General features: G+C 42.2%; 25 protein-coding genes, 1 other RNA gene and 2 pseudogenes. 12 read left to right on the plus strand and 16 right to left on the minus strand.

What is annotated here, in order from left to right; all coding sequences use genetic code 11:
* The first annotated feature begins 125 nt into the window (after positions 1 to 125).
* The 5 genes and pseudogenes from HWQ47_RS25550 to HWQ47_RS25565 all read left to right on the plus strand — a co-directional run.
* A complete protein-coding gene (locus HWQ47_RS25550) occupies positions 126 to 1,103 on the plus strand; it encodes a transposase (protein ID WP_269968767.1) in 978 nt (325 codons plus the stop codon).
* A 273-nt stretch (positions 1,104 to 1,376) separates the two neighbouring features.
* Positions 1,377 to 1,457, plus strand: a pseudogene (locus tag HWQ47_RS28170) (RHS repeat-associated core domain-containing protein); the annotation flags it as partial.
* Between the two features lie 24 nt (positions 1,458 to 1,481).
* Entirely contained in the window at positions 1,482 to 2,324 is an 843-nt protein-coding gene (locus tag HWQ47_RS25555) for a hypothetical protein (protein ID WP_442802103.1), read from the plus strand.
* A gap of 8 nt (positions 2,325 to 2,332) precedes the next feature.
* Entirely contained in the window at positions 2,333 to 2,695 is a 363-nt protein-coding gene (locus HWQ47_RS25560; protein ID WP_269968768.1) for a hypothetical protein, read from the plus strand.
* Between the two features lie 272 nt (positions 2,696 to 2,967).
* Positions 2,968 to 3,138, plus strand: a pseudogene (locus tag HWQ47_RS25565) (transposase); the annotation flags it as partial.
* Between the two features lie 137 nt (positions 3,139 to 3,275).
* On the opposite strand, the gene rnpB reads toward HWQ47_RS25565, so the two are convergent.
* Both rnpB and rsmI read right to left on the minus strand, forming a co-directional pair.
* An RNA gene (gene rnpB, locus HWQ47_RS25570) (RNase P RNA component class A) lies at positions 3,276 to 3,627 on the minus strand.
* Between the two features lie 78 nt (positions 3,628 to 3,705).
* Positions 3,706 to 4,548, minus strand: coding sequence for a 16S rRNA (cytidine(1402)-2'-O)-methyltransferase (gene rsmI / locus HWQ47_RS25575; RefSeq protein ID WP_269968769.1), 843 nt, complete (start codon positions 4,546 to 4,548; stop codon positions 3,706 to 3,708).
* Positions 4,549 to 4,635: 87 nt separating this feature from the next.
* On the opposite strand from rsmI, the gene HWQ47_RS25580 reads away from it, so the two are divergent.
* The 4 genes from HWQ47_RS25580 (at position 4,636) to HWQ47_RS25595 (ending at position 8,251) form a co-directional block, all read left to right on the plus strand.
* Positions 4,636 to 6,537, plus strand: coding sequence for a penicillin-binding protein activator (locus tag HWQ47_RS25580; RefSeq protein WP_269968770.1), 1,902 nt, complete (start codon positions 4,636 to 4,638; stop codon positions 6,535 to 6,537).
* 9 nt (positions 6,538 to 6,546) lie between these two features.
* The gene (locus HWQ47_RS25585) at positions 6,547 to 6,897 is read left to right on the plus strand and encodes a YraN family protein (RefSeq protein WP_269968771.1); all 351 of its coding nucleotides are present in this window, start codon (positions 6,547 to 6,549) and stop codon (positions 6,895 to 6,897) included.
* Between the two features lie 79 nt (positions 6,898 to 6,976).
* Positions 6,977 to 7,567 (plus strand): phosphoheptose isomerase, encoded by a 591-nt coding sequence (locus HWQ47_RS25590; RefSeq protein ID WP_269968772.1) that lies wholly within the window; start codon positions 6,977 to 6,979, stop codon positions 7,565 to 7,567.
* Positions 7,568 to 7,681: 114 nt separating this feature from the next.
* The gene (locus HWQ47_RS25595; RefSeq protein WP_269971863.1) at positions 7,682 to 8,251 is read left to right on the plus strand and encodes a BON domain-containing protein; all 570 of its coding nucleotides are present in this window, start codon (positions 7,682 to 7,684) and stop codon (positions 8,249 to 8,251) included.
* Positions 8,252 to 8,406: 155 nt separating this feature from the next.
* Here the strand turns inward: HWQ47_RS25595 and trpS are convergent, their stop codons facing one another.
* From trpS to rpe, 3 genes are read right to left on the minus strand one after another with little or no spacing between them, the layout of a single operon-like run.
* Positions 8,407 to 9,414 carry a tryptophan--tRNA ligase gene (gene trpS, locus HWQ47_RS25600; protein WP_269968773.1) on the minus strand — a complete coding sequence of 336 codons (1,008 nt, stop codon included), beginning with the start codon at positions 9,412 to 9,414 and terminating at the stop codon, positions 8,407 to 8,409.
* The gene (locus HWQ47_RS25605; RefSeq protein ID WP_269968774.1) at positions 9,411 to 10,118 is read right to left on the minus strand and encodes a phosphoglycolate phosphatase; all 708 of its coding nucleotides are present in this window, start codon (positions 10,116 to 10,118) and stop codon (positions 9,411 to 9,413) included. Before HWQ47_RS25605 ends, trpS begins: the two co-directional genes overlap by 4 nt.
* A gap of 12 nt (positions 10,119 to 10,130) precedes the next feature.
* Positions 10,131 to 10,823, minus strand: a complete 693-nt coding sequence (gene rpe / locus HWQ47_RS25610) for a ribulose-phosphate 3-epimerase (RefSeq protein WP_269968775.1) — start codon at positions 10,821 to 10,823, stop codon at positions 10,131 to 10,133.
* 209 nt (positions 10,824 to 11,032) lie between these two features.
* Between rpe and HWQ47_RS25615 the strand changes: the two genes are divergently transcribed.
* Positions 11,033 to 11,389 (plus strand): hypothetical protein, encoded by a 357-nt coding sequence (locus HWQ47_RS25615; protein WP_269968776.1) that lies wholly within the window; start codon positions 11,033 to 11,035, stop codon positions 11,387 to 11,389.
* A complete protein-coding gene (locus tag HWQ47_RS25620) occupies positions 11,389 to 11,574 on the plus strand; it encodes a DUF2970 domain-containing protein (RefSeq protein WP_269968777.1) in 186 nt (61 codons plus the stop codon). The genes HWQ47_RS25615 and HWQ47_RS25620 overlap by 1 nt, the downstream gene beginning before the upstream one ends.
* Positions 11,575 to 11,711: 137 nt before the next feature.
* On the opposite strand, the gene HWQ47_RS25625 is transcribed toward HWQ47_RS25620, so the two are convergent.
* The 9 genes from HWQ47_RS25625 to HWQ47_RS25665 form a co-directional block, all read right to left on the minus strand.
* Positions 11,712 to 12,551 (minus strand): Dam family site-specific DNA-(adenine-N6)-methyltransferase, encoded by an 840-nt coding sequence (locus HWQ47_RS25625; protein ID WP_269968778.1) that lies wholly within the window; start codon positions 12,549 to 12,551, stop codon positions 11,712 to 11,714.
* Positions 12,552 to 12,603: 52 nt separating this feature from the next.
* Complete coding sequence (locus HWQ47_RS25630; RefSeq protein ID WP_269968779.1) at positions 12,604 to 14,022, minus strand: ATP-binding protein; 1,419 nt, start codon at positions 14,020 to 14,022, stop codon at positions 12,604 to 12,606.
* 17 nt (positions 14,023 to 14,039) lie between these two features.
* On the minus strand, positions 14,040 to 15,116 hold the full coding sequence (gene aroB, locus HWQ47_RS25635; protein ID WP_269968780.1) for a 3-dehydroquinate synthase: 1,077 nt from the start codon (positions 15,114 to 15,116) through the stop codon (positions 14,040 to 14,042).
* A gap of 8 nt (positions 15,117 to 15,124) precedes the next feature.
* The gene (gene aroK / locus HWQ47_RS25640) at positions 15,125 to 15,640 is read right to left on the minus strand and encodes a shikimate kinase AroK (RefSeq protein WP_126523405.1); all 516 of its coding nucleotides are present in this window, start codon (positions 15,638 to 15,640) and stop codon (positions 15,125 to 15,127) included.
* 217 nt (positions 15,641 to 15,857) lie between these two features.
* Positions 15,858 to 17,906: a type IV pilus secretin PilQ gene (locus HWQ47_RS25645; protein WP_269968781.1), complete on the minus strand. Its 2,049-nt coding sequence runs from the start codon at positions 17,904 to 17,906 to the stop codon at positions 15,858 to 15,860.
* Positions 17,907 to 17,927: 21 nt separating this feature from the next.
* Complete coding sequence (locus HWQ47_RS25650) at positions 17,928 to 18,443, minus strand: pilus assembly protein PilP (protein ID WP_269968782.1); 516 nt, start codon at positions 18,441 to 18,443, stop codon at positions 17,928 to 17,930.
* The gene (locus HWQ47_RS25655) at positions 18,443 to 19,057 is read right to left on the minus strand and encodes a type 4a pilus biogenesis protein PilO (protein ID WP_269968783.1); all 615 of its coding nucleotides are present in this window, start codon (positions 19,055 to 19,057) and stop codon (positions 18,443 to 18,445) included. Before HWQ47_RS25655 ends, HWQ47_RS25650 begins: the two co-directional genes overlap by 1 nt.
* Entirely contained in the window at positions 19,054 to 19,635 is a 582-nt protein-coding gene (locus tag HWQ47_RS25660; protein ID WP_269968784.1) for a PilN domain-containing protein, read from the minus strand. The genes HWQ47_RS25655 and HWQ47_RS25660 overlap by 4 nt, the downstream gene beginning before the upstream one ends.
* Entirely contained in the window at positions 19,623 to 20,702 is a 1,080-nt protein-coding gene (locus tag HWQ47_RS25665; RefSeq protein ID WP_269968785.1) for a pilus assembly protein PilM, read from the minus strand. The genes HWQ47_RS25660 and HWQ47_RS25665 overlap by 13 nt, the downstream gene beginning before the upstream one ends.
* A 185-nt stretch (positions 20,703 to 20,887) precedes the next feature.
* On the opposite strand from HWQ47_RS25665, the gene HWQ47_RS25670 reads away from it, so the two are divergent.
* Entirely contained in the window at positions 20,888 to 23,428 is a 2,541-nt protein-coding gene (locus tag HWQ47_RS25670) for a penicillin-binding protein 1A (RefSeq protein ID WP_269968786.1), read from the plus strand.
* A gap of 89 nt (positions 23,429 to 23,517) precedes the next feature.
* Here HWQ47_RS25670 and argH read toward each other — a convergent pair whose 3' ends face one another.
* A complete protein-coding gene (argH, locus tag HWQ47_RS25675) occupies positions 23,518 to 24,888 on the minus strand; it encodes an argininosuccinate lyase (protein ID WP_269968787.1) in 1,371 nt (456 codons plus the stop codon).
* Positions 24,889 to 24,965: 77 nt separating this feature from the next.
* On the minus strand, positions 24,966 to 26,192 hold the full coding sequence (locus HWQ47_RS25680) for an argininosuccinate synthase (protein WP_269968788.1): 1,227 nt from the start codon (positions 26,190 to 26,192) through the stop codon (positions 24,966 to 24,968).
* Between the last annotated feature and the right edge of the window lie 20 nt (positions 26,193 to 26,212).

A 26,212-nucleotide genomic window follows, 5' to 3' on the forward strand; every position in this document is an offset into this window, starting at 1 on the left:
CAGAGTATAAATAATTAACGGTGCCATCCATAAATAATTAACGGTGCCATCCATAATAACTTGCGGTATTGCTAGTCGTTACTAAGCTTATTTTATTAGATGATAATTGTAATAAGTGAGTAGTTATGCCGCGGCCAAGAAGAACTCAAGTCAGTATCGAAGACACGCCCGCATATCATTGTTGCAGCAGAGTTTCTCGCCGTGCATATTTATTTGGAGATGATAAGTATACAGGCAAAAACTATGACCACCGTCGTGGCTGGGTAGAATCGCAGTTACTTAAACTTGGTGGGATTTTTGCCATAGACATAGCGGCTTATGCTGTAATGTCTAATCACCTGCATGTTGTACTTCAGATAGATATTTACCAAGCGAATAGCTGGACAGAGTTGGATGTGGTGACGCGCTGGCATCAACTGTTTAAAGGTACTGACATCACCCAAAAATTTGCTAAGGGTGAGGTGATCGCTGACCATGAAGTCAATCAGCTGAAAAATGTAATTGCGGAGTATCGAAGTAGGCTGAGTGATATTTCTTGGTTTATGCGTTGTCTCAATGAGCCGATTGCCCGCATGGCAAATAAAGAAGATAAGTGTACAGGAAGGTTTTGGGAGGGGAGGTTCAAGTCACAGGCCTTGCTTGATGAGGCAGCCCTATTAGCGTGTATGGCTTATGTCGACCTAAACCCCATTCGCGCTAAGATGGCCGAAACGCCAGAAGGTTCAGCACACACCAGCATTAAAAGGCGCGTAAAATCTGCAATCAAAGGCGAGCAGCCTAAAAGCTTGCTGCCATTTGTGGGTAATGAGAGTAACAATATGCCTAAAGGATTGATGTTCAATGTTAAAGACTACCTTACCTTGGTAGATGAGACAGGGCGTATCATAAGGCATGATAAACGAGGTGCAATCAGTGCACAAAGCCAACAGATTTTGACTAGGTTAAATATCTCAGTAGAAAACTGGCTTAAAATCACCAATGAATTTGGTAAACTCTTCAAGGGGCCTGTTGGGACATTGCAAGAGGTGACTCTATATTGCGAACATCTAGATAAGAGACGACGACATTACAGTCAGTCGTGCCGACACTTTGATGATTCTTAGCGGCCAAAGGTAGCCGACAAGCCCTTATAAAACAGCTAACGTATCGTGCTCAACTCTGAGCTATTCATTGTGCCTGACATGTTGTTTTACCCACCTTATATCTTTCAAAAATCATTAGTTTTATCTCAAAACTTCAATCGCTCTTAAAAAATACGTTCAGACTGGCAAGATTGCATGGCTGTAGCTTTAACAAGGGGGTTGTTGATAGTAGTATTTTAATATGGATGGCACGGTTTAATTTATGAGCACCTGAACGAGCAAAAGCTGATCCATATGAATGGGCGGGTGTATGACTATAACTTGGGTCGCTTTATGTCAGTGGATCCTTTGATCCAGAGTCCGACGTCGACCCAGAGTGTTAATCCGTATTCGTATATAATGAATAATCCGCTGGCGGGGACAGATCCGACTGGGTATTGTACAGCAGCAACTGGCACGCGTATCAAGTCATGTGGAGATTTGAAAGTTGACGTTAAAGTTGATGGAAAAACGGTTGGTTCAGCTGTTGTAAAAGATGTTAACTTTAAAAATGGTGCTGACGTCAGTTCTGCAATGTCTGCTGGAACAGGAAAAATAGCTAGTGCAATAAGTGATATTGGCAGTCCTCAGCAGAATGCTCAAAAAAATGTTGATAATAATGATAACCTTACTTCTGAATTAGCTACTGGAATGGCATTTGGCTCGGCAGTACTAGGTGGTGTTGAGAGTTTAACAAATGGAAAGACTTTAGTTCCCCCTATGGGAGATTTTGAATCATCAGGACAATCTAGGGGACTAGGTAAATTAGAAGATACTAAAGTTGGCAAGATTAATCAAATATCACTAAAAAATGTCACTCAGTTTGCTTCAAGAGCAGGTGGTCTATTAGGGGTGGCTGCTGTGGTAGTATCAGCGAAGGCAAATAGGGAAGCTTTCGAAAAAGGGTACATTACAGCCGCTGAATATGAGGGGGAAATTGCCGCTGATACAGCAATAGCCCTTATCTCTATGAGGGGCGGAGCTGTAGCTGGAGCAGCATATTTTATTGCTGATTATGTTTTTTCCAAAGATGATGTAAACGGCATTATTATGATTAAAAGATCGAACGTTAAAGCATTTGAAAATACTCGATCAACACTTCAAGAACTCGGAAGTGATATGAAAGGTATTAGGCGCGAATATGATAGCACCCCTGCTAGTTTCCTTCACAAAATGTTAGGTGTTCAAGAGGTTAGTCATTAGGAGGTGAAATGTATTTTTTGCGAAGTTTTATAGTTGGCGGCTATGCATATTACAGAAAGAAAAAGCTTGAACACGGTAATTCTGTGACAATGCTAATATTACCTGTATTTGGATTGCCTACTTTAATTATAGCAGGGGTGGTCTTTTATATATCTAAAGACCTTTCTGCTATTTTTGATAAATATGTATTCGAGCTAATATTCATGTTTTTAGCTGTTGGGCTATTAGCTATTTATAAGATGGAAAAATTCTTAGAAGCATACCAAAGTGAAGAGATGTTAAATACTCTATCAAGAGATATTCATATTCATAATGTAATCGTTTATTCTCTAGTTGCTGTAAATGTTTGTGTTTGGTATTTTCTAAGGTAGAGGAAAAAATATATAAGATAAGATAAAGGGGTCAGAGCCTGAGGGAGCCCCACGAATTTAATAGCATGCTTGTGGAGCCCTAACTAAATTCTGCAGCGTCTCAACGGCTGACAACCAGTGAGATCTCAACAGCTTCAAGTGTCTATCTTTGTACGCTCTTAATCCAAAAGAAAAAATAGGTGCCACCAAATAAATATGTGCCACCCATCGTTAATGGCGTAACTTTCTTCCCCCTACTAAGCTTTGATTATTGGTAGACACGGGAGGTTGTTATGCCACGCCCAAGAAAAACTCAAATTAGCTTAGAAGATACCTCTATGTATCATTGCTGTAGTCGCGTCACTAGAAGAGCATTTCTCTTTGGCGATGACGCTCTTACTGGCAAAAACTATGACCATAGACGTGATTGGGTTGAATCTCAGTTACTTAAATTAGCGAGAATTAACGGTGCCATCCATAATAGCTTTTTTGAGCAAAGTAATGGCATAGGCAGCACCAATCAAATAAATAATGCCACCCATAGTTCATGACGCGAATAAACAAAAACCGCATCCCTTTCGAGATGCGGTTTTCGTGTTATTAGGTGAGTTGGCCGATAAGCCGGGTCTTGTCGTGGACAGTTATTCATCTAGGCCTGCAATCGCTCACAGGCTCAAGCGACCTACCCGGTTCCAACGCGAGCCGCGCCGTATGGAACCCTATTTGGTCTTGCTTCGGGTAGAGTTTACCTTGCTACGAACTATTACTAGCCGTACGGTGCGCTCTTACCGCACCCTTTCACCCTTACCCTCTTGATAAATCAAGAAGGCGGTCTCCTCTCTGCTGCACTTGTCGTCGGTTCACACCGCCCAGGCGTTACCTGGTACCCTGCTCTATGAAGCCCGGACTTTCCTCCCCGTTCTTGCGAACGCGGCAACTGTCTGGCCAACTCGGCGCGGATTATAGCCTAAGCGAAGTCAACACTCCATCAAAAATCTACCTTTCTAACTCGCCCGATTAAAAAGCGTTCTTTATAGGCCGTTTTCAAGACCGTATTTGTAGAGCGCGTTCTTTTTTAAACCATGGATCTGCCCAGCGAGTGCCGATGCTTTCTTTAAAGGCAGCTCTTCACACAGAAGCTTTAATGTATTAATCACCACCGTTGGGATACCTTTCTCTTCATTGAGACGATACCCATGGCACATCAGCACGATTTCACCTTTTTGTTGGTTAGGATCGGCTTTTACCTGCTCTAATACCTCTTTAACGGTTCCGCATAGGAAGGTTTCAAAGGTCTTGGTCATTTCACGTGCCATAACAATCTCACGATCTTCACCCAGCGCAGTAAGAATAGATTCTAAACTGTGGATAATACGATGTGGTGATTCATAGAAGATTAGGGTTCTTGGATCTTCCTTAAGCTCGGTGAGTTTATCGATGCGCCCCTTCTCTTTTGAAGGTAAGAAACCTTCGAAAGAGAAACGATCTGATGGCAGACCTGATGCACTCAGCGCGGTAATGGCTGCACACGCACCCGGCAGTGGGATTACGTTATAACCAGCGGCTCTGACTTGAGAAACCAAGTGATAGCCAGGATCGGAGATCAATGGCGTGCCAGCATCGGAGATCAAAGCAACGGGCTCTCCATTACTCAGCTTTTGAATTATCCAGTCGGCTCTATCCCGCTCATTATGATCATGAAGGGCTGTTTTTCTTGTTTCTATGCCAAAGTGGCTCAACAGAATACCGCTATGGCGAGTATCCTCACAGGCTATTAATTTGACATTGTTGAGTACATCTATGGCACGGGAACTGATGTCCCCTAAGTTACCAATCGGTGTTGGTACAATGTAAAGTGCGACCGCCAGATCCATATCTACCTCGGTTTGGCTACCACAAGACTTTCGTCAAGCGTAAGAGAAGGTTAAACTAGTGGTAGCATCTTACCAGAGTGAAGACCTGTGTTGAAAAGACTGAATACAACTAAATTAATTTCTATTGGGGTTTTAACCACTGTTTTGTTCGGATGTGGGACAACTCCTGCACCTGAAAAACTAAAACCAAGCCAGGTTTCCTTGGTAAGTGCTAGCCTGCAACCCGCGGATTACCTGACTCAGGCTGCAAATGCCGACAGTACTGAGCAGCGTACTCGTTACCTATTACTTGCCGCACACGCCTTTATTAATGAAGGCGATGCCAGTGCTGCAACTAAAACATTAAAGTCTGTTGAAAACGATTTAGGTCAAAATACTGAATTACTGGCGGAGCATAAATACCTAAAAGCAAGAGTATTAGAGCTGACTTCAACCTATGACGATGCATTGCGCTCACTTAATTACCCGTCTCAATGGAAATTAGCCGATTGGCAGATGGTGGCTTATTACCAATTTAAAGCACGTCTTTATCAAGCAATTAAGCAGCCAATTGAACAAGCTAGACAACTCAGTTTATTGAGTGCTTACCTGCCTATGGCTCAAGCGAGAGAAGTAAACGATAAGATCTGGCGTATATTGCAACCTATGCATGAGCAGACACTACTCGATTTTAGCAAGGACACGTCCACACCTATTTTTGCAGGCTGGTTACAACTCGCTTATATTGCCAAACATTATGCGATTAACCCAAGTGAGCTGGTGCAGCACCTTGGAAATTGGCAACATGCGAACCCAACTCACCCAGGTGCAGTCAAGTTACCGACAGATCTTGAAAAAGCACTGAACACTAAACCTTATCAGCCTAAAAATATTGCAGTATTACTGCCATTAAGTGGTAGCAGAGCCTCGGTTGCCAGCACGGTTAAACAGGGCATCATGTCACGCTACTTAAGCAACCCTGACAGCAATGTATCGATTAACTTTTTCGACACGGCCAAAGGGGCGAAAAGAGCTTATGAAGAAGCGATGTCTGCCGGTGCAGAATTTATCATCGGGCCACTTTTTCAATCCGAAGTCGAACAGCTCCAGCAACCGACTCTTGTTGCAGAAACGACAAAGCCACTAAATGCTGCACCGATAACGGATATTCAGAGACCTGCGAGTCCCGAGTCTAGGTATATACCAAATCAGGTCCCACAACTTTACCTTAACCATGTGGATGAGTTTACTCCCAGTGAAGATACGTTCTATTTTGCCCTGTCTCCAGCCAATGAAGCCAGTGATGCTGCAGATAAGCTTTTTGCTGACGGCATAGTAAATCCACTGATATTAGCCAGTAATAATGCCATTGGTCGCAGGATGACTGATAGCTTTAACAAAAGGTGGGCTGAGTTGACTAAAGAAACTGCTGAAGTTCATTTTTATGATCCCGGTGACAAGATGAAGGTCACAGTGCAAAAATCACTAGGCGTTATCGATAGTAAAGAACGAATCGCCCGCATAAAAGCGCTTTTGGGTAACAAGATTGAAGCTGACTTCAGATCTAGACGCGACATAGATGCTATCTATATGATCTCTGGCAATCACGATTTACCGCTATTAAAGCCTTTTATCGACGTTAACTTCAGCGTCTTTGCCGAACCAGTACCTCTTTACGCCAGTAGCAGAAGCCGAGTAGAGGACAGTTCAAGAAGTACAGCTCTAGAACTGAATAACCTCAACATCAGCGATATTCCTTGGTTGTTAATAGACAGCTCTGAAACCCAGTTAGTTAAGTCTTTATGGCCAACATGGAGTTATGGTCAGAAACGTCTTTACATCATGGGGTATGATGCCCTTGAACTTGTTGAAAAATTAGCCCAAATGCGCGCACTGCCCGGCTATCAGTTCTCAGGAAGAAGCGGTATGTTATCCGTATCTCCCGACGGTACTGTAAACAGACAGCTAAGCTGGGGACGTTATCAAAGAGGCAGTTTGCGTCCTCAATGATAGGTTTAAATGGACAATAAAAATCAAATTCCAAGGGTTCATGGTCAGGCAGGCGAAAACCTGGCGATGAACTATTTGATCGAGCAAGGTCTTAGCTTTGTAGAGGCCAATGTCAGATATAAATTTGGTGAGATAGACCTTGTCATGAAAGATGGTAAAGAGTGGATATTTGTTGAAGTAAAATATCGCTCGAAGGCTCAGTATGGCGGCGCAATCAATGCGCTAAGTACAGCTCAAATACGGCGACTTAGACGCGCTGCAGAGCACTATATACAGAGAAATAAGATCGATGCTGTTTGTCGATTTGATCTTATTGCAATTGATGCAGGCCAAGTACAGTGGCTCCCAAATGCTTTTTAAGCAAAATTAATGAGTTATGCCTTCAGTATTTCGGTACTTATGGCATGATAACACCAGATTTACAATGAAGGATTGCCCCATGTTAGAACGTATAAAAGACAGCTTTACCGAATCAATTCAAACTAAAATTGACGCTTCAGAGGCATTGCCAGAGTCTATTGCTAAAGCGGCAGAGATGATGGTGCACTGTCTACTAGGTGGTAATAAAATTCTAGCATGTGGTAATGGTGGCAGCGCCGGTGATGCACAACACTTCTCCGCTGAACTACTAAACCGTTATGAAATTGAACGTCCACCATTGCCTGCTATCGCGTTAAGCTGTGACACATCAACCATCACGGCCATCGCTAACGATTACAGTTATGATGAGATCTTCTCTAAGCAGATTTTAGCCCTAGGACAACCTGGTGATATCTTACTGGCAATCTCCACCAGCGGTAACTCTGGCAATATCATTAAAGCTATCGAAGCCGCATTGAGTCGCGATATGACTATTGTCGCATTGACAGGTAAAGATGGCGGCCCTATGGCTGGCCTACTAAGTGTTAATGACGTTGAGATACGCGTGCCTTCAAATGTGACGGCTCGCATCCAAGAGGTTCACCTGCTCGCCATTCATTGCCTTTGTGACAATATCGATCACACCTTATTTCCTCAAGACGAACAGTGATCTGATGCGATGAAACATGAGTTGTGCCGACGATTAAGCCGATACGACTCATCAAGGCTTTGCCTGCTTGATAAATGAGTAGCAAGCAATTACTTCACCTTATGGACAATTATGATGATAAAAACGCTCTCGCTAATCGCTATCATATTTATGCTGCAAGGCTGTGCTGGTGCCGTTATGGTCGGTGCTGTCGGTGGTGCTATGATGGTTAATGATGAGCGCAGTTTTTCGACTCAGCTCGATGATACTAACGCTGACTTTCAGATTGCCAGCGAGCTGGCAGCCCTAGAAGATGTGAAAAATCAAGCGAATATCACAGGGGTTGTCATGAATGGTAATGTGTTGATGATAGGTCAATCTCCTAATTCAATGTTAAGGGATAAAGCTATTCGCACCGTGCAGACCCTCAAACTTGGTGGTAAGATCCATAACCAGATCCGCATAGGTAACCCGACCTCTTTTACAACTCGCAGCAACGATGCTTGGATAACAACCAAGGTAAAAACCCGCATGCTAAACACTGATAACTTAGATACCACGCGTATTAAAGTGATCACTGAAAATGGTGAAGTTTTTCTACTCGGCATCGTTCCACGAGATCAAGCCGATCTTGCCGTTGATGTTGCTCGTAATACCGCTGGAGTGAGAAAAGTCATTAAGGTGTTTGAATCACCCAGTTCTTAGACACCAAGCCTATTTCTACCCTTGACCCATATGGATATGGGGAATGCAGTAAAAATATCTGGAACATCTTCTGCCCATGGTCTCTTTAATAAGAAGTCTACTGACACAAAAAAGCCGACAAATGTCGGCTTTTTAATATGAAAAATTCATTTAAATTAAACTAATAGTCCAATTTTCTCATATACCTTCTTCACAGTCACTTCAGCACGGGCTTGAGCTTTCTCAGCACCGTCTTTCATGACTTGATTAAGAAAGGTTTGATCTTCTCTAAATTCGCGATATCTAGCCTGTAGAGGCTCTATCATAGCGACGACAGCTTCACCTGTAGCCGCCTTTAGATGGCCATACATCTTGCCTTCAAATTCAGCTTCAAGACCGGCAATACTTTTACCCGATACGCCCGACATCAAGCTTAATAAGTTTGAAACACCTGGCTTGTTTTGAGTATCAAAACGCACCACCGGTGGCTCATCACCATCAGTTACGGCTTTCTTAATCTTCTTTAAAATCTTTTTAGGATCTTCAAGTAATCCGATCACGTTATTACGGTTATCATCAGATTTTGACATCTTCTTCAACGGATCTTGCAGCGACATCACCTTAGCACCATGTTCTGGGATAAAAGGCTCTGGTATGGTGAATGTGTCACCGTAGGCATTATTAAAGCGAGTCGCGATATCACGCGTTAACTCAAGGTGTTGCTTCTGATCTTGACCCACAGGGATCTCATTGGCTTGATATAGCAAAATATCTGCAGCCATAAGCACTGGGTAAGCAAACAAGCCGACGTTAATGTTACTCGCATGCTTTTGCGACTTATCTTTAAACTGTGTCATCCGGTTTAGCTCACCCATCTGCGCATAACAGTTCAATGCCCAACCTAGCTGAGTGTGCTGAGGCACCTGAGATTGGATAAATACGGTGCTCTTTTTCGGGTCTACACCACACGCTAAGTATAGTGCTAAGGTATCTAAACACGCTTCTCTAAGAAGCTTTGGATCTTGTCTTACTGTAATCGCATGAAGGTCCACGACGCAGTAAAGACAATCATGGCTATCTTGCATGGCTACCCACTGCCTTAATGCGCCCATGTAATTGCCTATGGTCAGCTCACCTGACGGTTGTGCACCGCTAAGTACTATGGGTTTTACTGGGTTAGTCATACGTTCTCATGCTCCATTACTTTTACACTATTATTCAAGAATTTTAAGATGTCACAAAACTGCTCACAGACGGCGTCTGGACTGCTTAGTCCGATATCTTCACCGTAGTTGTACCCATAGGTCAAGCCTATCGAGCTAATACCCGCTGCTTTTGCGGCTAAAATGTCATTTTTAGAGTCACCCACCATCAAAAGTGCTTCAGGTTCTAGTTGCCACTTAGTTAGAAGATACGTTAACGGTAAGGGATCTGGCTTCATCTTAGCAAGAGAATCGCCTCCCAATACTTCTTTAAAGTGATGATCTATATTGAAGGCCGCCAATAATGGCACCGCAAAACGATAAGGTTTATTGGTGACGACTGCCATGGAATATCCAAGCTCATCTAGTCGTGCTAGTACCTCTAACACGCCAGGGTAAAGTTGGCTATGTTGCTGTAAGTTCGCTTGATAATGCCGCATAAAAACCGGCATAGCATTGTCGAGAACATCCTCACTCACAGGCGCACTTAACGAGTGAGTTAACGCTCTTTGCATTAGCATCTTAGCCCCGTTACCGACCCAAGATCTCACCTGTTGTTCGCTACAACTCGGCAGTGAAAGCTCCTTAAGTGCCCCTTGAGTTGCTGCGGTAAGATCTGGCACGCTATCAATGAGTGTTCCATCGAGATCAAACGCAATCGCTTTCAGCTTATTCCATGATGTCATAATATACCCAAGCTACTTCAAAATACTCATTTCAGACTCTATGCTGGCAAGCTCGCTGCGCATCTCGTCAATCACAGTTTTGTAATCAGGTTGACTAAAGATCGCTGAACCGGCAACAAACATATCTGCACCAGCAGCCGCTATTTCGGCAATATTATCCACCTTTACACCACCATCAACCTCTAGACGAATGTCAAAACCACTGTCATCAATCAACTTTCGAACTTGACGAAGTTTATCCAATGTTGAAGGAATAAAAGATTGCCCACCAAAACCAGGATTGACTGACATCAGCAAAATGACATCTAACTTATCCATGACATGATCTAAATAATGCAGAGGTGTCCCCGGATTAAATACCAAGCCGGCTTTACAGCCAGACTCTTTAATCAACTGCAGGCTGCGATCAAGGTGTTCGCTCGCTTCGGGATGAAAAGTAATAATGGTAGCACCGGCTTTGGCAAAATCTGGAATAATTCGATCAACAGGTTTAACCATAAGGTGGACATCTATGTCAGCGGTAACACCATAATCACGTAATGCCTGACACACCATAGGACCAATAGTCAAATTAGGAACATAGTGGTTATCCATTACATCAAAGTGAACCACATCGGCACCAGCGTTAAGGACAGCATCAACATCTGCACCTAAACGGGCAAAATCTGCTGATAAAATAGATGGAGCGATAAGAAATGGACGCATAACATACTCACAACGGTGTCTAAGAAGTACATTATTCTACCTTTTGAAAACATAAGCCTCTAGGACTTATCCGTCATTTAGACATAATCAGATGAAAAAAGTCATACATATTTACGATATTATGATTTAGTTAAAAATAGTGTTTAAAATGTAATCTATTTTGCTATAATTAGGTGTTATGTTGGGTTTGTTTTATAAGGGAAGATAAAATGATGGGTGGTAAAAAGCTAATGGTAGGTGCAAAACCTGCAGCCTTTCTAGCGACTTCGGCGATACTTGTAGCCCTTACAGCTGTAGGCGCTCAATACTTCTCTCCTTCTAAAACAGCTTCTGCGTGCGTCTGCTCAACCGAATCAACTACAAGTTACAACTCGTCTCTGCCTGCTAGTCATCCTGGTAACCGTTGTGCTCGTCAGTCAAAAGAGTTGAATTGGGCTAATTGGTTTAGTGGTAGCAGTCGCTCAAATCAATTACATTTCGTTGATCTGCTAGAACTCCTCCATGGCCACACTGACAGTCCACTCGATGACGTAACCCTTAAAAACAATAATAAAAATAGACTTTAATGTTCGATAATATTTGGCGTTTATTTTCGAGTACACTTGCTGCATTTCTTGGCGTGCAGAGTGATAAGAACAGGCTACGCGACTTTAACAGCAACTCACCTGTTCCCTTTATCATTATGGGTATCGTATTAGCCGTTATTTTTGTCGCCACTTTGCTGCTCATTGTTAAGCAAGTGCTTGCTTAAGTGTTCGATCTCTCACCAATAATCCACAACGATTAAAGTACACTTTTACTCGAACGATATATCAGTCATTCTCACTGTGGTAACTGTCTTCGAGAAGCACATTAACTTTGCTTCTCTTCTAGCCTAGAAGGCTGAAGTTAATCATTCTCACTGTGGTAACTGTCATCATAAAGTGCCATTAACTCATCGACCTTCTTACGCGAACTCCCTTTCCGACTAATGTTTCGTTGAACCTGTATCGTCGCAAATGTCGCGCCGTGATAAAGCTCTCTTGTCAGTGGAATATCATGGTTACTGATCAAAACAGGAAAACCTCTATCTATAGCTGTGTGACGAGACTTACGCGCCAGCAAAGCTTGATCATCCAAACTAAAGCCAGCACCAACATAAGTCGTAAAGCTAGCCGTGGTTGAAAGTGGCGCATACGGCGGATCGCAATAAACAACATCTCCCTCTCGAGTCAGCTCAAATGCTTCTTCGTACCCAATACATTTGAACTCAGCTTTTTGGGCTTTTTCAAAAAAAGCATGGATCTCTTTCTCTGGGAAATAAGGCTTCTTGTAAGAACCGAAAGGGACATTAAATCCACCTTTACGGTTGTATCGACATAAACCATTAAAACCATGACGATTCATATAAAGGAAGTACACAGAACGAAGGAAGGGATCAGTACTTAAATTAAATTCTGCTCGAATTCTATAATACGCTTCTTTTTCATTCATCTGTGGCACAAATAGAGCTTTAGCCGCAGCTATATACCGCTCAGGCTCTCTCTGTACGATTTTATAAAGATTAATAAGATCTTTATTAATATCACACAGCAGATAACTCGAATAATCAGTATTCAAGAACACTGAACCGGCCCCAACAAAAGGCTCAACCAAACGCCGACCTTCAGGTAAATGCTCAGTGAGAGCTTCAATCAGTTTAAATTTACCACCCGCCCACTTAAGAAAGGCTCTCTGTTTTTTGCTCATCTAAATTGATTGAATACCAAGAAAAAAGAAGTCATCGATTGTACTCTCTTTATCAAGGAATATCACGAGCTGGAAGGCTATCTTGTATCTGATAATTCGTTAAATCTTTCCATTGTCGGATCCAAGGCGCTTCAAAGTGATATTTCACTACCATCTGCTTCGACTTCACACGGGCAAAGTTGATATTTGCATACTCACCAATCAAAACAACCCATACATTATCGTTACGAGCCACTAAAACATCTGGCTCATCGTGAAATTGCTTTAATATGTTATTTAGAGATTCTAGCTTCTTAACGCTAGCTAACTGCAGAGTAAAACCTTTAGGCCAAGGTTGAATAACATCGTGCTTAACCTCATACTTAAGGTTATCTAATGAGCTAAGTTCAGATGACTTGATCTTATTTAAGCCATCAAAAATATCAACTTGACTCATTTCGCTTGGTGAAAACTCAGCCTCAACTTCTATAACCTTGTTAAAAACGATATTAGCTTTCATTAGCGGACTCTGTGTATCTTCTGTCTTCAACCGTCCGAGTGTTGAAAGGGTTAAATTATCTATCGTCTTCTGTCCACTGGCAAGTAAAGCCTGTTTCACTCGATAACGATCCGCTAGAAGGTTCTCACCATATTCAGCCAGCCCGTAGTCTTCACTCACAGTATCCATAACTAAACGATCAGGCTTAGGCTTGTGCTCTTCTTGTACCTTACTAGATAAGTACAAATAACCAATAAGGGCTATAGAGCATATTAAAAATAGCAAGAGAGCTAGCCTATATTGCGGCCGTTTAGGTAACTCCTTATCCTTACCATGAAGAGATAATTCTAATAGATTAACCACTTCCTGTGGCGTTCCAGATTGTTTTTGCAATAGGGTCCTAACAATCTCTCTTGGAGTAAAGGGCACCTGATCACTGCGGCTAAGTAACGTATAGTAAAGAGCCTCTTTTTCTTGAACGGTAAGAGGATCAATATTAATAGAAAGTAAATTTTCTTGTTGATTTTCCGGTAGTTGCTCAACGATACGATAGAAAAACTCTTCTGTTGTCGTTAACGTAATAGAAACCGACTTACCCGAAATAGATAACTGACTAAGCACAATGCACTCAGCAATAAGCTCTATAGAAAGATGATGTGCATCATCGAGTACAATAAAACAAGATTGAGGAAGGGAACCTGCATACCTTAACAGCGTTTCAGGTAAAGGAGTTTCATCATCAAAAACAGGCTCGGTCAGTAACTGAACTAATATTTTTCGACGGATTTCACTATTATCACAATGCTTTGGACATAGAACAAGTGCAGAGCTAAACTCATCAAGCTCATTGATTAAGGAAGTAATTAATGTCGTTTTACCTGAGCCAGTTTGCCCTGTAACAACCAGCAGTTGACTCCCGTAGAGACTGACATGTTGAAGTCTCTGTAACAGGTTTTCTTGACTTGGTAATAAAATGGAATCTTTAAAAGTCACTCATACACCACACAACACTATGCGCAGCGAATAACATTTTCCAGTAATTCATCGCTCACTTCAGAATAGATCCCTGCTTGCCCTATCGCTTCAGGAAGAACTAATCTGACTTGACCTTTAAGTACCTTCTTATCTCGCCGCATATGCTTGATAAATTGTTCAAAATTCATCGAATCGGGAGGTGAAACTGGTAAATCAAATGCCTCGAATAACGTTACGATCCGACAAACAATTGACTCATCAATTAACCCCATCTTGCTTGCGGTAGATGCAGCAAGTATTGTGCCAGCTGCAACAGCCTCGCCATGTAGCCAAACACCGTAGCCCATTTCAGCTTCAATTGCATGACCAAATGTATGACCCAGATTAAGTAGTACACGCACCCCTTGCTCTGTTTCATCTTGAGCAACAATATCGGCTTTAATTTCACAACAACGTCCGATAGCATAAGCTAATGCTTCATCATCTAATGACTTTAAGCGCTCAACATTGTTCTCTAACCAGCTAAAGAACTCATGATCCCAAATAATCCCGTACTTGATAACTTCAGCCATTCCAGCCGCAAACTCATTAGCGGGTAATGTAGATAAACAGTCTGTATCAACCATCACTAATTTAGGCTGATAGAAGGCACCTATCATATTTTTACCTAAAGGGTGATTTACAGCAGTTTTTCCACCGACAGATGAATCGACTTGCGCCAATAATGTCGTAGGGATCTGGATAAAATCGATACCTCTTTGGTAACTTGCAGCAGCAAAGCCAGTCATGTCACCAACTACACCACCACCTAGAGCAATAAGAACAGTGTCTCTGCCTAAGTTTTGCTGCAGTAATGAGGTAAAGATACTATCCATCTGAGCCAAAGTCTTGTATTGCTCACCATCAGGTAAAATGACGGGCTCAACACAATCGAATAAGGACAGCTGTGATACTAGCTTCTCTAAATACAGAGGAGCAACAGTTTCATTTGTAACAATTAAGATTGTCTTATCTTGGAGGAAGCGAGCAAAGTGCTCGCTACAACTCATCAAATTCCGACCGATAACGATAGAGTAACTACGTACTCCGAGATCAACCTGAATTTGCTTCATTTTTCCACCTAGAAACCTAACTGCTCAATAATTTGATTTGCAACTACTTTTGCGCTCTGTTCATCGGTTTTTACGATGACATCTGCAATCTCTTCATACAAAGGATTGCGAGTTGCAGCTAGATTTTCCAAAACTTCTCTTGGATCATCTACTTGTAACAATGGACGGCGTTTATCTCGTTGTGTACGAGCAACTTGCTTATCGATTGTTGTTTCTAGGTAAACGACGATCCCTCGAGCAGAAAGATTGTTACGAATCTCTTTACTCTGAATAGAACCCCCGCCTGTCGCTAAGACAATACCTTGCTTCTCAGTTAAATCAGCGACTACCTGTGTTTCACGAACACGAAAACCCTCTTCGCCTTCGACATCAAAAACCCACGCTATATCCGCACCTGTACGGCTTTCAATCTCTTGATCGGAATCGTGGAACTCTAAGTGCAGCATCTGTGCCAGATGACGGCCTATAGTGCTTTTACCAGCCCCCATAGGACCTACTAGAAAAATATTACGTTTCTCAGCCATTGCTTTACGTCTGAATCTTATATTAAGTTTGCCTACGTCGATTTGAAAAATAAAACCGACCTTATATGTTACCTTGCTCTAATGAGACTTGACCCCTGATTATCTCAGTTAAACACCATTAAAGGCAAGTCATGTACCCATATAATTCAAATATTGTATGATTAAAAAATAAAAACCAGTACCTTAGGTACTGGTTTTATCTAATAATTTAGTACGTTTATATCTCTTCTGAGATAATTTTTGGCGTTACAAATATGAGTAGTTCTTGTCGCTCATTTTTATCTGTTGTGCTCCTAAAGAGAAAACCAACAAACGGTATATCGCCTAATACAGGAACTTTACTTACACGGCTAATCAAATTTTGCTGGTAGATACCACCTAACACGATGGTCTCACCGTGATCGACTAACACTTGGGTTCCTATCCGTTGAGTATCAATGGAAACGGCTTCACCTAGTGCTGTCGCAACTACTTTTCCCTGCGAGTCTTGCGTGATCTCTAAATCCAATATAACGCGATTATCCGGCGTAATTTGAGGAGTAACACGAAGCGATAAAACAGCCTTTTTAAAGCTAACCGTTGCAGCACCACTTGAACTCGACTCTACATAAGGGATCTCAACACCTTGCTCTATATATGCAGCTTTTTGATTCGAGGTTGTGATCCGAGGACTGGCGATTATCTCACCTTTATTTTCCTGTTCAAGGGCACTCAACTCCATATCAAGTATTGTTCCGTCGGCTAATTTAGCAACGTGGAATGCTATACTTGCTGCCGCTGCTGGCGCGGGAAAATTGACATTTAATCTGTCATTTATACTTGGTATTATGCCATTAGCAATATCTTCAGCACCACCAATACTGCCAGAAGTCCCTTTACTGCCTTGTTGGTCGCTTACTCCCCATTGAATTCCAAGATCTTCTGACACATCATCTTTCACCGTTACCATGCGCGCTTCAATCAATACCTGGCGGATAGGTATATCTAACACTTCAACTAATCTATGGATACTCTCTATGATTTCCTCTGTATCTTTCACGAGTAATGTATTAGTTCTATCATCAACCGCTACGCTTCCCCGAGCAGATAATAAACTCGAATCTTCACCTTTCAGTAATTCTGCAATGTCAGCGGCCTTGGCATAATTGATCTGAATAAATTCAGAATAAAGTGGGGAAAGCTCTTTAACTTCCTGCATATCCTTTAGCATCTGGCTCTCTCGAATGGCTATCTCTTCTCTTGGAGCAACCATTAAGATATTACCTTCGATTCGCTTATCTAATCCTTTCGTTTGCAGAATTAAATCTAACGCCTGATCCCATGGAACATCATCCAATCTAAGGGTTATATCTCCCTCGACAGTGTCACTGGTCACTAAGTTGAAGTTATTGTAATCAGCAATAATTTGCAGAACAGTTCTCACAGAGATACTCTGGAAGTTCAATGATAAAGATCTACCATCATATTTCTCTTCCTCTTGTGCTAAAAAGACACGTTCGGCTTTCGTTATACTCAACCTAAACAAATTGCCTTCTTGCACATAGCTGTACTCATACTCACCGGCAATATCGATTAAAAAACGTGATGTCAATTCCTCTTTATAGGTTTCAAAGCTTCTTACTGGCGTAGCAAAATCTTGAACATCCATCACATAAAGTAAATTTGACTCAATATCGGTATTATAAAGTTTGAGCTCAAGCTTAGCGCCAACTTGTTCAACATTGGCTGCAACCTTGCTGTTACTCAATTTTACAAGTAACTCTCCACCTCCCTCTGCTGTCCGCCTAAAATCAATATTGTTAATGGCATTAACAAAAGGATTTTCGGCAATATCATGTGACTCGGCGACTTCATCATTGATGGTTAGACTGTAGGTGTTACCTGATAAATGCCCTTTATAGGCTTTCACTTTATCAAGATCGACCACCAACCTCATGCTGCCACCGTCTTGACTCACACTCACTGACTCGACGCCAACGGTCTTAATCGGAAGCTTGCTTTTCTCTAACCCCGAAACACTCTCTTCAAAGAATAATATGATTTGAGCAGGTGATGCATTAAGCTCTATTTCAGGTGTTAACACTTCATCTTCAAATACTAATTGCAGCTCTAATTGATGATCAACAATAGCGTGATATTTAACGTCAACCAATTGATTCGCAGCTATTGCATCAGCTCCCCCAGCAACAGCTAAGACTACACAGAGTATAAAAGAGTATAAAGCTGGCTTGTCAAAGCTTATTTTTCTCGCGGCAGAAGATCCCATTATTCCCACATCCTTCGCTTGTTATTCACCAGTCAATTCCATGTTGCTAATCCTTTCAGTCCAGCAACCAGAACCATCTGGAATTAATTCAATTATTTCAACCTTTTGTGGCGTAACCTTAGCTATTCTTCCATTGTAGAGCCCTAGGTATTCACCTAACCCTAAACGGTATACACTGCCATCGTTGCTCTCAACTAAAGCCCATATCGTGTCTACTTCACTCAATGTGCCACGCATTTTTAAATTATCCAGCGCATAGGTTTCTAACCTTCCCTTGCGCCTTTTTAAATCAGGCTGCAAACAGTTTTTAGTAATATCGATAATCTCTTCAGTCAACTCCCTAGACGGAGGAACAAACGGACTGCGCATTAAATCAGCCTGATATGGAAAATGTTCAAACTTAGGCGCTTCTTTTAATGGCGGAATATGAGCGACATGCTGTGCTTTAGTCGTCGTCACAAATAGCTCTAAGTCACTTTTATCACCAACACAGCCCATGAGAACAACCGCACATAGTATAAGAAGGAGTTGTTTCATTACTTTGCCCCCTTCTTTTTATCTGGTAAGTCAGTGCCCTCTTTAAAACGATAGGTTTTTGCCAGAATCTCCATCCCTAGTCCGCCGTTATCTAACTTCTTTATAACGAAGTCATGCAAACTCACAATACGCGGTAACTTGGCAACCCCACTAACCAACTGTCCCAATTCATGATATTCACCACTGACAGCCATGCTAATCGGAAACTCGATATAAAAGTCTCGTTGAATCACCTCTCGCCAATCTAAACTGTCGATCTTTAAACCCGAATCGGTAGCGACAAAAGTAAGATCATCGAGTAAACCAGGCATTTCATTTTTTGAAGGTAGCATTTTAAGCAACTGAGCAAACTGCGCCTCCATAATCTCTAACTGTTCACGATACAACTTCAAATTTGCAGCTAACTGATACTTAGATTTAAAGTCCTCCCTAAGCGCTAACTCCGTTTGCTGCTCCTTATCAAGTAATGCCATAGCGTCTGAAAAAAATAAAAAATAACTCGCTACCAAAATACAGACAGATAAAATGGCCGCAAACACAACTTTGACCAAAGAAGGCCAACCGCCTACATTTTCAAAATCGATATCATTAAACTGATTCAGATCGAGATTCATCGACTCGTTCCTTGATCGGTCGAATTATATACCTCCTCAGTTTGCTTAATTGTGACCTTCAAACTAAAGCTCTGTAACTGTCTTAACTCTTCACTCCGAGCAACAATAGACTGCATTGTAGGATCTTGAAGCCATGGAGACGTTTTCACTTTCCTCATCATATTAGCAACATTATTGTTAGACTCACTTCGACCTTGAATCCATAACAAACTCCCCTTCTTCTCAATACTTGAAAGGTAGATCCCAGGAGGAACAATCCGCACGAGCTCATCAAGCACATGAGTCGGTAAATTTCGTGACTCCTGTAAATCAAGGATAATTTCAGTTCGACGTTCGATATCATCCTTTCTCGTTCTAATCTTTTTAATTTCGGCAATCTGCTTCTCTAACAACTGAATTTCAGTAGTTAGATATGCATTCCTAACTTTCTGGTTATTAGTCATCATCTCGACAAAACTTAATGAGAAATACACAACAAAAGAGGAAGCAACAAACACTAACGCTAAAATCCCAATGTAATCTTTCTTCTGTTTCTCTCTTGCCTCTTCACGCCAAGGCAATAGATTTATGTTCGCCATTGGGAGTAACTCCTTAGCGCTAGCCCACAAGCAACCATATATTTACTGATATCTGGTTGAAGTTTGTTTTTGATACTCTCATCGGCATGTAAACACCCTTGAAACGGATCTGCAATAATCGTATGTACACCTAATTCATTCGTCAGTAAATTAGCCATTCCTTCAAGTTTAGATGTCCCACCACATAAAATAATATGATCAACTTTATCTTTTCCGCTCGATGTACAATAGATCTGTAATGTCCGCTTTATTTGCTGTAAGAGTTGCGTCTGAAAAGGAGATAAAACTTCAAACATATAATTCCGTGGCAAGTCTCCCTCTAATTTAGCCTTCTCGGCTTGCTCATGTGACATCCCATAGAACGAAAGAATCGACTGAGTAAACTGTTCTCCACCAAATGCTTGTTCGCGAACAAAGCTAGTTTCACCATTTTCAACCACTGCGAAGGTCGTAATGTTGGCACCAATATCAACGAGAGCAACAATTTTACTCTCAGCACCTTCCGGCAACTGTGCCGATACGATTTCGTAGGAACGTCCTAAGGCATAACCTTCAACATCAACAACTTTTGTTTCCAAATTAACATCATCGAGAGCATCTACTCGCACATCAATGTTCTCAGTTCGACACGCGCTAAGTAAGACATCGACTTTAGTCGGATCACTGCTATTAACACTTAATGTTTCAAAATCAATACTGACTTCATCAAGAGAGTAGGGAATTAAATTGTCAGCTTCAATTTCAATTTGCGCTTCCATCTCCTCCTCATTTAATGCCGCATCCATATAGATGACCTTAGTCATAACAGCTGAACCCGATACAGCAACAGCCGCTAGTCGAATGCTTTTGGGAAGGGTGCGTCTCACTTGTTTTAACGATTCAACAACAGCATCAACATCTCTGATTTCATGATCATTGACAGCTCCCTTTTTTAAAGGAACAGCAGCATGACTTATTATTTTATAACCATCAGCTGTCTTGCTTAACAGAATGGCTTTTATTTCGTGGGAACCGATATCAATTCCAACCATCTGCGGAGCCTGAGGCTTCCATAAATTCGAAAGCATAATCTTATTGTCGCTTATTGTTATTGTTACAAGAATTAGATTAGCACAAAATCAACTTGTTATAGCTATTTGTACAGAATGTTTAGTGTTTTTACAATTGACTTTTTTTTGACGGCCATTTTTGCTTCACCAATTGCTTAACGCCTTATATACTGTTTGCCTAGCTCAAATTTTGGAATATTCTGGTGAAGTGGTTTAAACGTATAATTATCGCTCTATTTAGCTTAGCTTTTTTAGGCCTTGGAGCCATCGCTGCAGCTTATTTTTATGTGTTACCAGATTTACCTGATGTAAACATGTTAAAGACAGTAAAACTCCAAACTCCACTGCGAGTTTTTAGTAGTGATAGAAAACTGATCTCACAATTTGGTGAAAAAAGACGGATCCCAGTCGCATTTGAAAATGTGCCTCCTCTTCTTATCGACGCAGTATTAGACACCGAAGATGCAAGATTCTTTGAACACCACGGTATAGACCCTATCGGCATCACTCGTGCCGCATTTATTCTGATAACGACAGGGAAAAAAAGTCAGGGAGCGAGTACGATTACCCAACAAGTTGCGAGAGGGTTTTTCCTTTCACGAGAAAAGACTTATATACGTAAAATCAAAGAGATATTTCTTGCTATAAAGATCGAAAAAGCATTATCTAAAGAACAAATATTAGAACTTTACTTAAACCGTTCATTTCTAGGAAATCGTGCCTATGGGGTTGGTGCTGCCGCTCAAGTTTATTATGGTAAAGAGTTAAATCAACTCACTCTTCCTGAAATGGCAATGATAGCAGGCTTACCTCAAGCTCCATCAGCTGCCAACCCGATCCGTAATCCCACCAGAGCGATGAACCGCCGAAATTGGGTTTTAAGCCGAATGCTGGAAAAACAGAGCATCAGCAAGACACAATATATTGAAGCCAGTCAGACACCGGTAACCGCCCAATATCACGGAGCAGAAATCAGTTTATACGCTCCTTATATATCTGAGATGGCTCGAGATTATCTAGTTGATAAATTAGGTGAAGATGAAGCCTATACTGGCGGGTATAATATTTACACAACTATCGACTCTCGTCTTCAGACCTACGCTCAGGAAGCGCTTAGAGATAATGTATTTGCATACGATGAACGTCACGGCTACCGTGGGCCAACTAAGGTGTTATGGACTGAAACTCCCTTAGATAATGCAGCGATTACAGCTCAGCTCAAACAAACCAGAGCCTTTCAAGGCATGGTTCCCGCTGCAGTTATTAACATTGATGAACAAAGTGCACAGATAGTCACTCCTGACGGAGAGGAGTTAACTATTGGATGGCAAGGTTTAAACTGGGCCCGAAAATACATCACCAATAAACGCCAAGGTAAGGCTCCTAAGAAAGTTAATCAGATCTTAACTCCCGGCGAGCAAGTCTGGATCCGTAATAATGGTGATTTTTGGCAGCTATCTCAAATACCTAGAGTTTCGAGTGCTATCGTATCTTTAGATCCTAACAATGGAGCAATACTCACTCTGGTTGGTGGCTTTAGTTTCCATACCAGTCAATACAACAGGGTGACTCAAGCTAAACGCCAACTAGGTTCGAACATCAAACCTTTCATCTATACGGCTGCTATTGATAAAGGCTATACCCTCGCAACCTTAATCAATAATGCGCCAATCAATAAACCCGACACTCGTCAGGGCACAGCCTGGAGACCTAAAAACTCACCAGACCGGTATACGGGACCGACACGACTTAAGATGGGTCTAGCTCAATCAATCAATGTTATGTCAGTCAGAGCAATTCGCTATGCATCCTTAGATACAGCCATTGAAACCTTAATTAAATTTGGCTTTGATCCCGCGGATCTTCCTAAAAATGAGTCCGTTGCTTTAGGCTCTCCTTCTGTGACACCTCTTCAAGTCGTCACAGCATTTTCTGTTTTTGCAAACGGCGGCTATAAGGTCGAGCCCTATTTCATTGGACGCATTGAAGATGCTTATGGGGATGTGATTGAAGAATCGAACCCTACGCTAGCGTGCACCCCAAGCGTTAAAGCTACTGAAACGACAACAGAAACCGATCCTTTTACCTTAATGACACATGAACTACAGCCTGAGCCTGTTACACCAGAGAAAACAGGAATTATATGTGGTAACTCCGAGAGCCGTTTTGCTGAGCAAATAATCTCGGAGCAAACCGCTTTTCTAATCACTGATGCACTTAAAAGTGTCATTTGGGGTGGTGGTAACTGGAGTAAGGGAACCGGATGGAATGGAACCGCTTGGCGCGCTTCCAGAGTCATAAAAAGACACGACATAGCAGGTAAGACAGGTACGACAAACGAATCACGTGATACCTGGTTTAGTGGCTTCAACCCTAACCTTGTAACCACTGTCTGGGTTGGGTTTGATGATCACAGTCAGGAGCTGGGTAGAACCAGTTGGAATGCCAATGGTGCTAGAGATCAAATTTCTGCTGCTGAAGCTGGAGCAAAAACTGCAGGCCCTGCCTGGAATGAATTTATGAAGAATGCCCTTGCGGGTGAGCCTGAGGTCCCGAGCTCTCCACCGGATGGGATCGTATCAGTCAGAATAGATTTAGCGACAGGTAAGCTCAGTCGCAAAACGGACTATACCAGTAAATTTGAGTACTTTGTTTCTGGCACTGAGCCAACAGAGTTTGCAACTGAAGCTGAAGAATTGAATGATATTTTTATCGAGGATTCTGCTGAAGATCTATTCCAATAAAGATCAATCTTTAACAGCATAATTCTGCCATTAAAAAGCGCGCAAGAGTCAGTGACACTTCCGCGCTTTTTCAATTCAACTTCAAATACTTAAAGTTTAGCCTTTTTAGCTGCTAATGCTGCCTTAACTTGTGGCAGTGCCGTCCCGCCTAATGCTTCACGCTTGGCTAAACACGACTCTATAGTTAAGCAATCATAGACATCTTGCTCGATCACTGCAGCGAATGATTGCAACTCCTCCAGCGCGAATTCCTCTAGCGGTTTCTTGGCTGCTAACGCGCAAACAACCACCTCACCGACAACATGATGTGCCTCTCTAAAAGGCATACCTTTGGCCACTAAGTAATCGGCCAATTCTGTTGAATTTGCATAACCTTGCTGAGCAGCCTTAAGTGTATTCTCACGATTAACTTTCAAGCCACTTAATACCAATGCTGCCATCTCTAAACAGATAGCCCAGCTGTCCATCACATCAAATAAGCCCTCTTTGTCCTCCTGCATATCTTTGTTATATGCAAGTGGCAGTGCTTTCATCGTGGTAAGAATCCCGACCAAGCTGCCATAGACTCGGCCCGTTTTACCACGAATGAGTTCAAGGGCATCCGGATTCTTCTTCTGTGGCATCAATGATGAGCCAGAGGTCACCTCATCGTCGAGATCGATAAACCCAGCTTCACCACTATTAAAAAAGATCAAATCTTCAGCCATACGACTCAAATGCATCATGCTAATCGAAGCATCACTGCAGATCTCAACCACATGATCTCTATCTGACACGCTGTCTAAACTATTCAATGTCGGTGATGAAAAGCCTAGTGACTCAGCCAACTTATATCTGTCCATTGGGTATGCCGTACCCGCTAATGCGCCAGTACCAAGCGGACAAGTGTCAGCACGCTTTAGTGCGTCCTCAAGGCGGCTAATATCACGCTCAAACATCTCAACATACGCCAGACACCAATGACCAAATGCAATGGGTTGAGCACGCTGAAGGTGAGTATAGCCAGGCATAACAGCATCAAGTTCACGCTCTGCCAACACAAGCAGAGCCTCTTTTAATTTTGCTAATAACGCGAGCTGCTGCAGCCCCTCTTTCTTACACCAGAGCTTAAGATCCGTTGCCACTTGATCATTACGAGAGCGACCAGTATGCAATTTTTTACCTAAGTCACCAACCCTAGCAATCAAAGCCGATTCAACAAAACTGTGAATATCTTCGGCGCCAGAAGTTAAAATAAGCTCAGGATTATCTTCAACTTCCGCCAATAGATCTTTTAGCGCTTGCTGAAGCTTGTCACACTCAAGTTGAGTCAGTATACCAACTTGAGTGATCGCACCTGCCCAAGCGATAGAGCCGACAATATCTTGTTCAATTAAACGATAATCAACAGGCAATGAGTCGTTGAATAACTTAAACAACGCGCTGCTTTCTTGACTAAACCTTCCGCCCCATAATGCCATGCTGGTTTCCTCTTGTTTCTGTAAAAAGGGACGCTTAGCGCCCCGTTTAATTCTATAAATTAGTAGACTGTGATTATCTAAACTTTGCTGTTTAGCGCTCTAATACGACTAGCGAGAGAATAGAGACGGATGAAACCCTCAGCATCTTTCTGGTTGTACACATCATCTTCACCAAAAGTAGCAAAAGCTTCAGAATAAAGGCTATTAGGTGAACGTTTCTTAACGGCTTGAGCCTGACCCTTATAAAGCTTAATCACAACTTCGCCATTGACTAAGTTTGCTAATGGTTGGGACGCACCAAGTAAAGACTCACACAGTGGAGTAAACCAACGGCCGTCATAAACAAGATGTGCCATTTGAGCACCAATCTGTTCACGCCACTCACGACTACTCTTATCTAATACCAACTCTTCAATAGCACGCAGTGCAGCAAACATGACTGTACCGCCCGGCGTTTCATAACAGCCACGAGATTTCATACCGACTAATCTGTTTTCAGTAATATCGATTCTACCAACCCCATGCGCACCAGCGACTTCATTGAGTACCATAAGTGCGCCATAAGGAGAGAGAACCTCGCCATTGACCTTAATGATCTTACCCTGCTCAACTTCAATCGTCACATATTCAGGTTCATTAGGTGCATCCTCCGGCGCAACAGTCATGGTCCACACACCTTTAGATGGCTCGTTCCATGGATCCTCAAGCTCACCACCTTCATGTGATATATGCCAAGCATTGGCATCACGGCTGTAAATTTTAGTCGCTGAAGCCGTTGTTTCAATGTTTCGCTCGGCAAGATAGTCGAGCAGATCTTCACGACTCACCATCTCCCACTCGCGCCAAGGAGCAATCACTTTCAAATCAGGAGCAAGGGCAGCAAAACAGCCTTCGAAACGAACTTGATCATTCCCCTTACCTGTACAGCCATGACAAACTGCATCTGCACCAACTTTACGTGCGATTTCCACTTGTGCCTTGGCAATAATAGGTCGCGCCATTGAGGTACCTAATAAATAAGTACCTTCATAGATAGCGCCAGTTGCAATCGTAGGATAGATATAATCAGCAACTAACTCCTCTTTCAGGTCGACGATATAGCATTCAGAGGCTCCCGAGGAAATGGCCTTCTCATATAATCCCTCTAACTCGGCCTCGCCCTGACCCACATCGGCACAAAATGCAATAATTTCACAATCATCGTAAGTCTCTTTTAGCCAAGGAATAATAGCCGAAGTATCAAGCCCACCTGAATAAGCCAGAACCACTTTTTTAACATCGGTTTTTTTAATTACTGCTGACATCTCTATTTCCTAATTCTATT

This window comes from Shewanella sp. MTB7, from assembly GCF_027571385.1.
GTDB lineage: Bacteria > Pseudomonadota > Gammaproteobacteria > Enterobacterales > Shewanellaceae > Shewanella.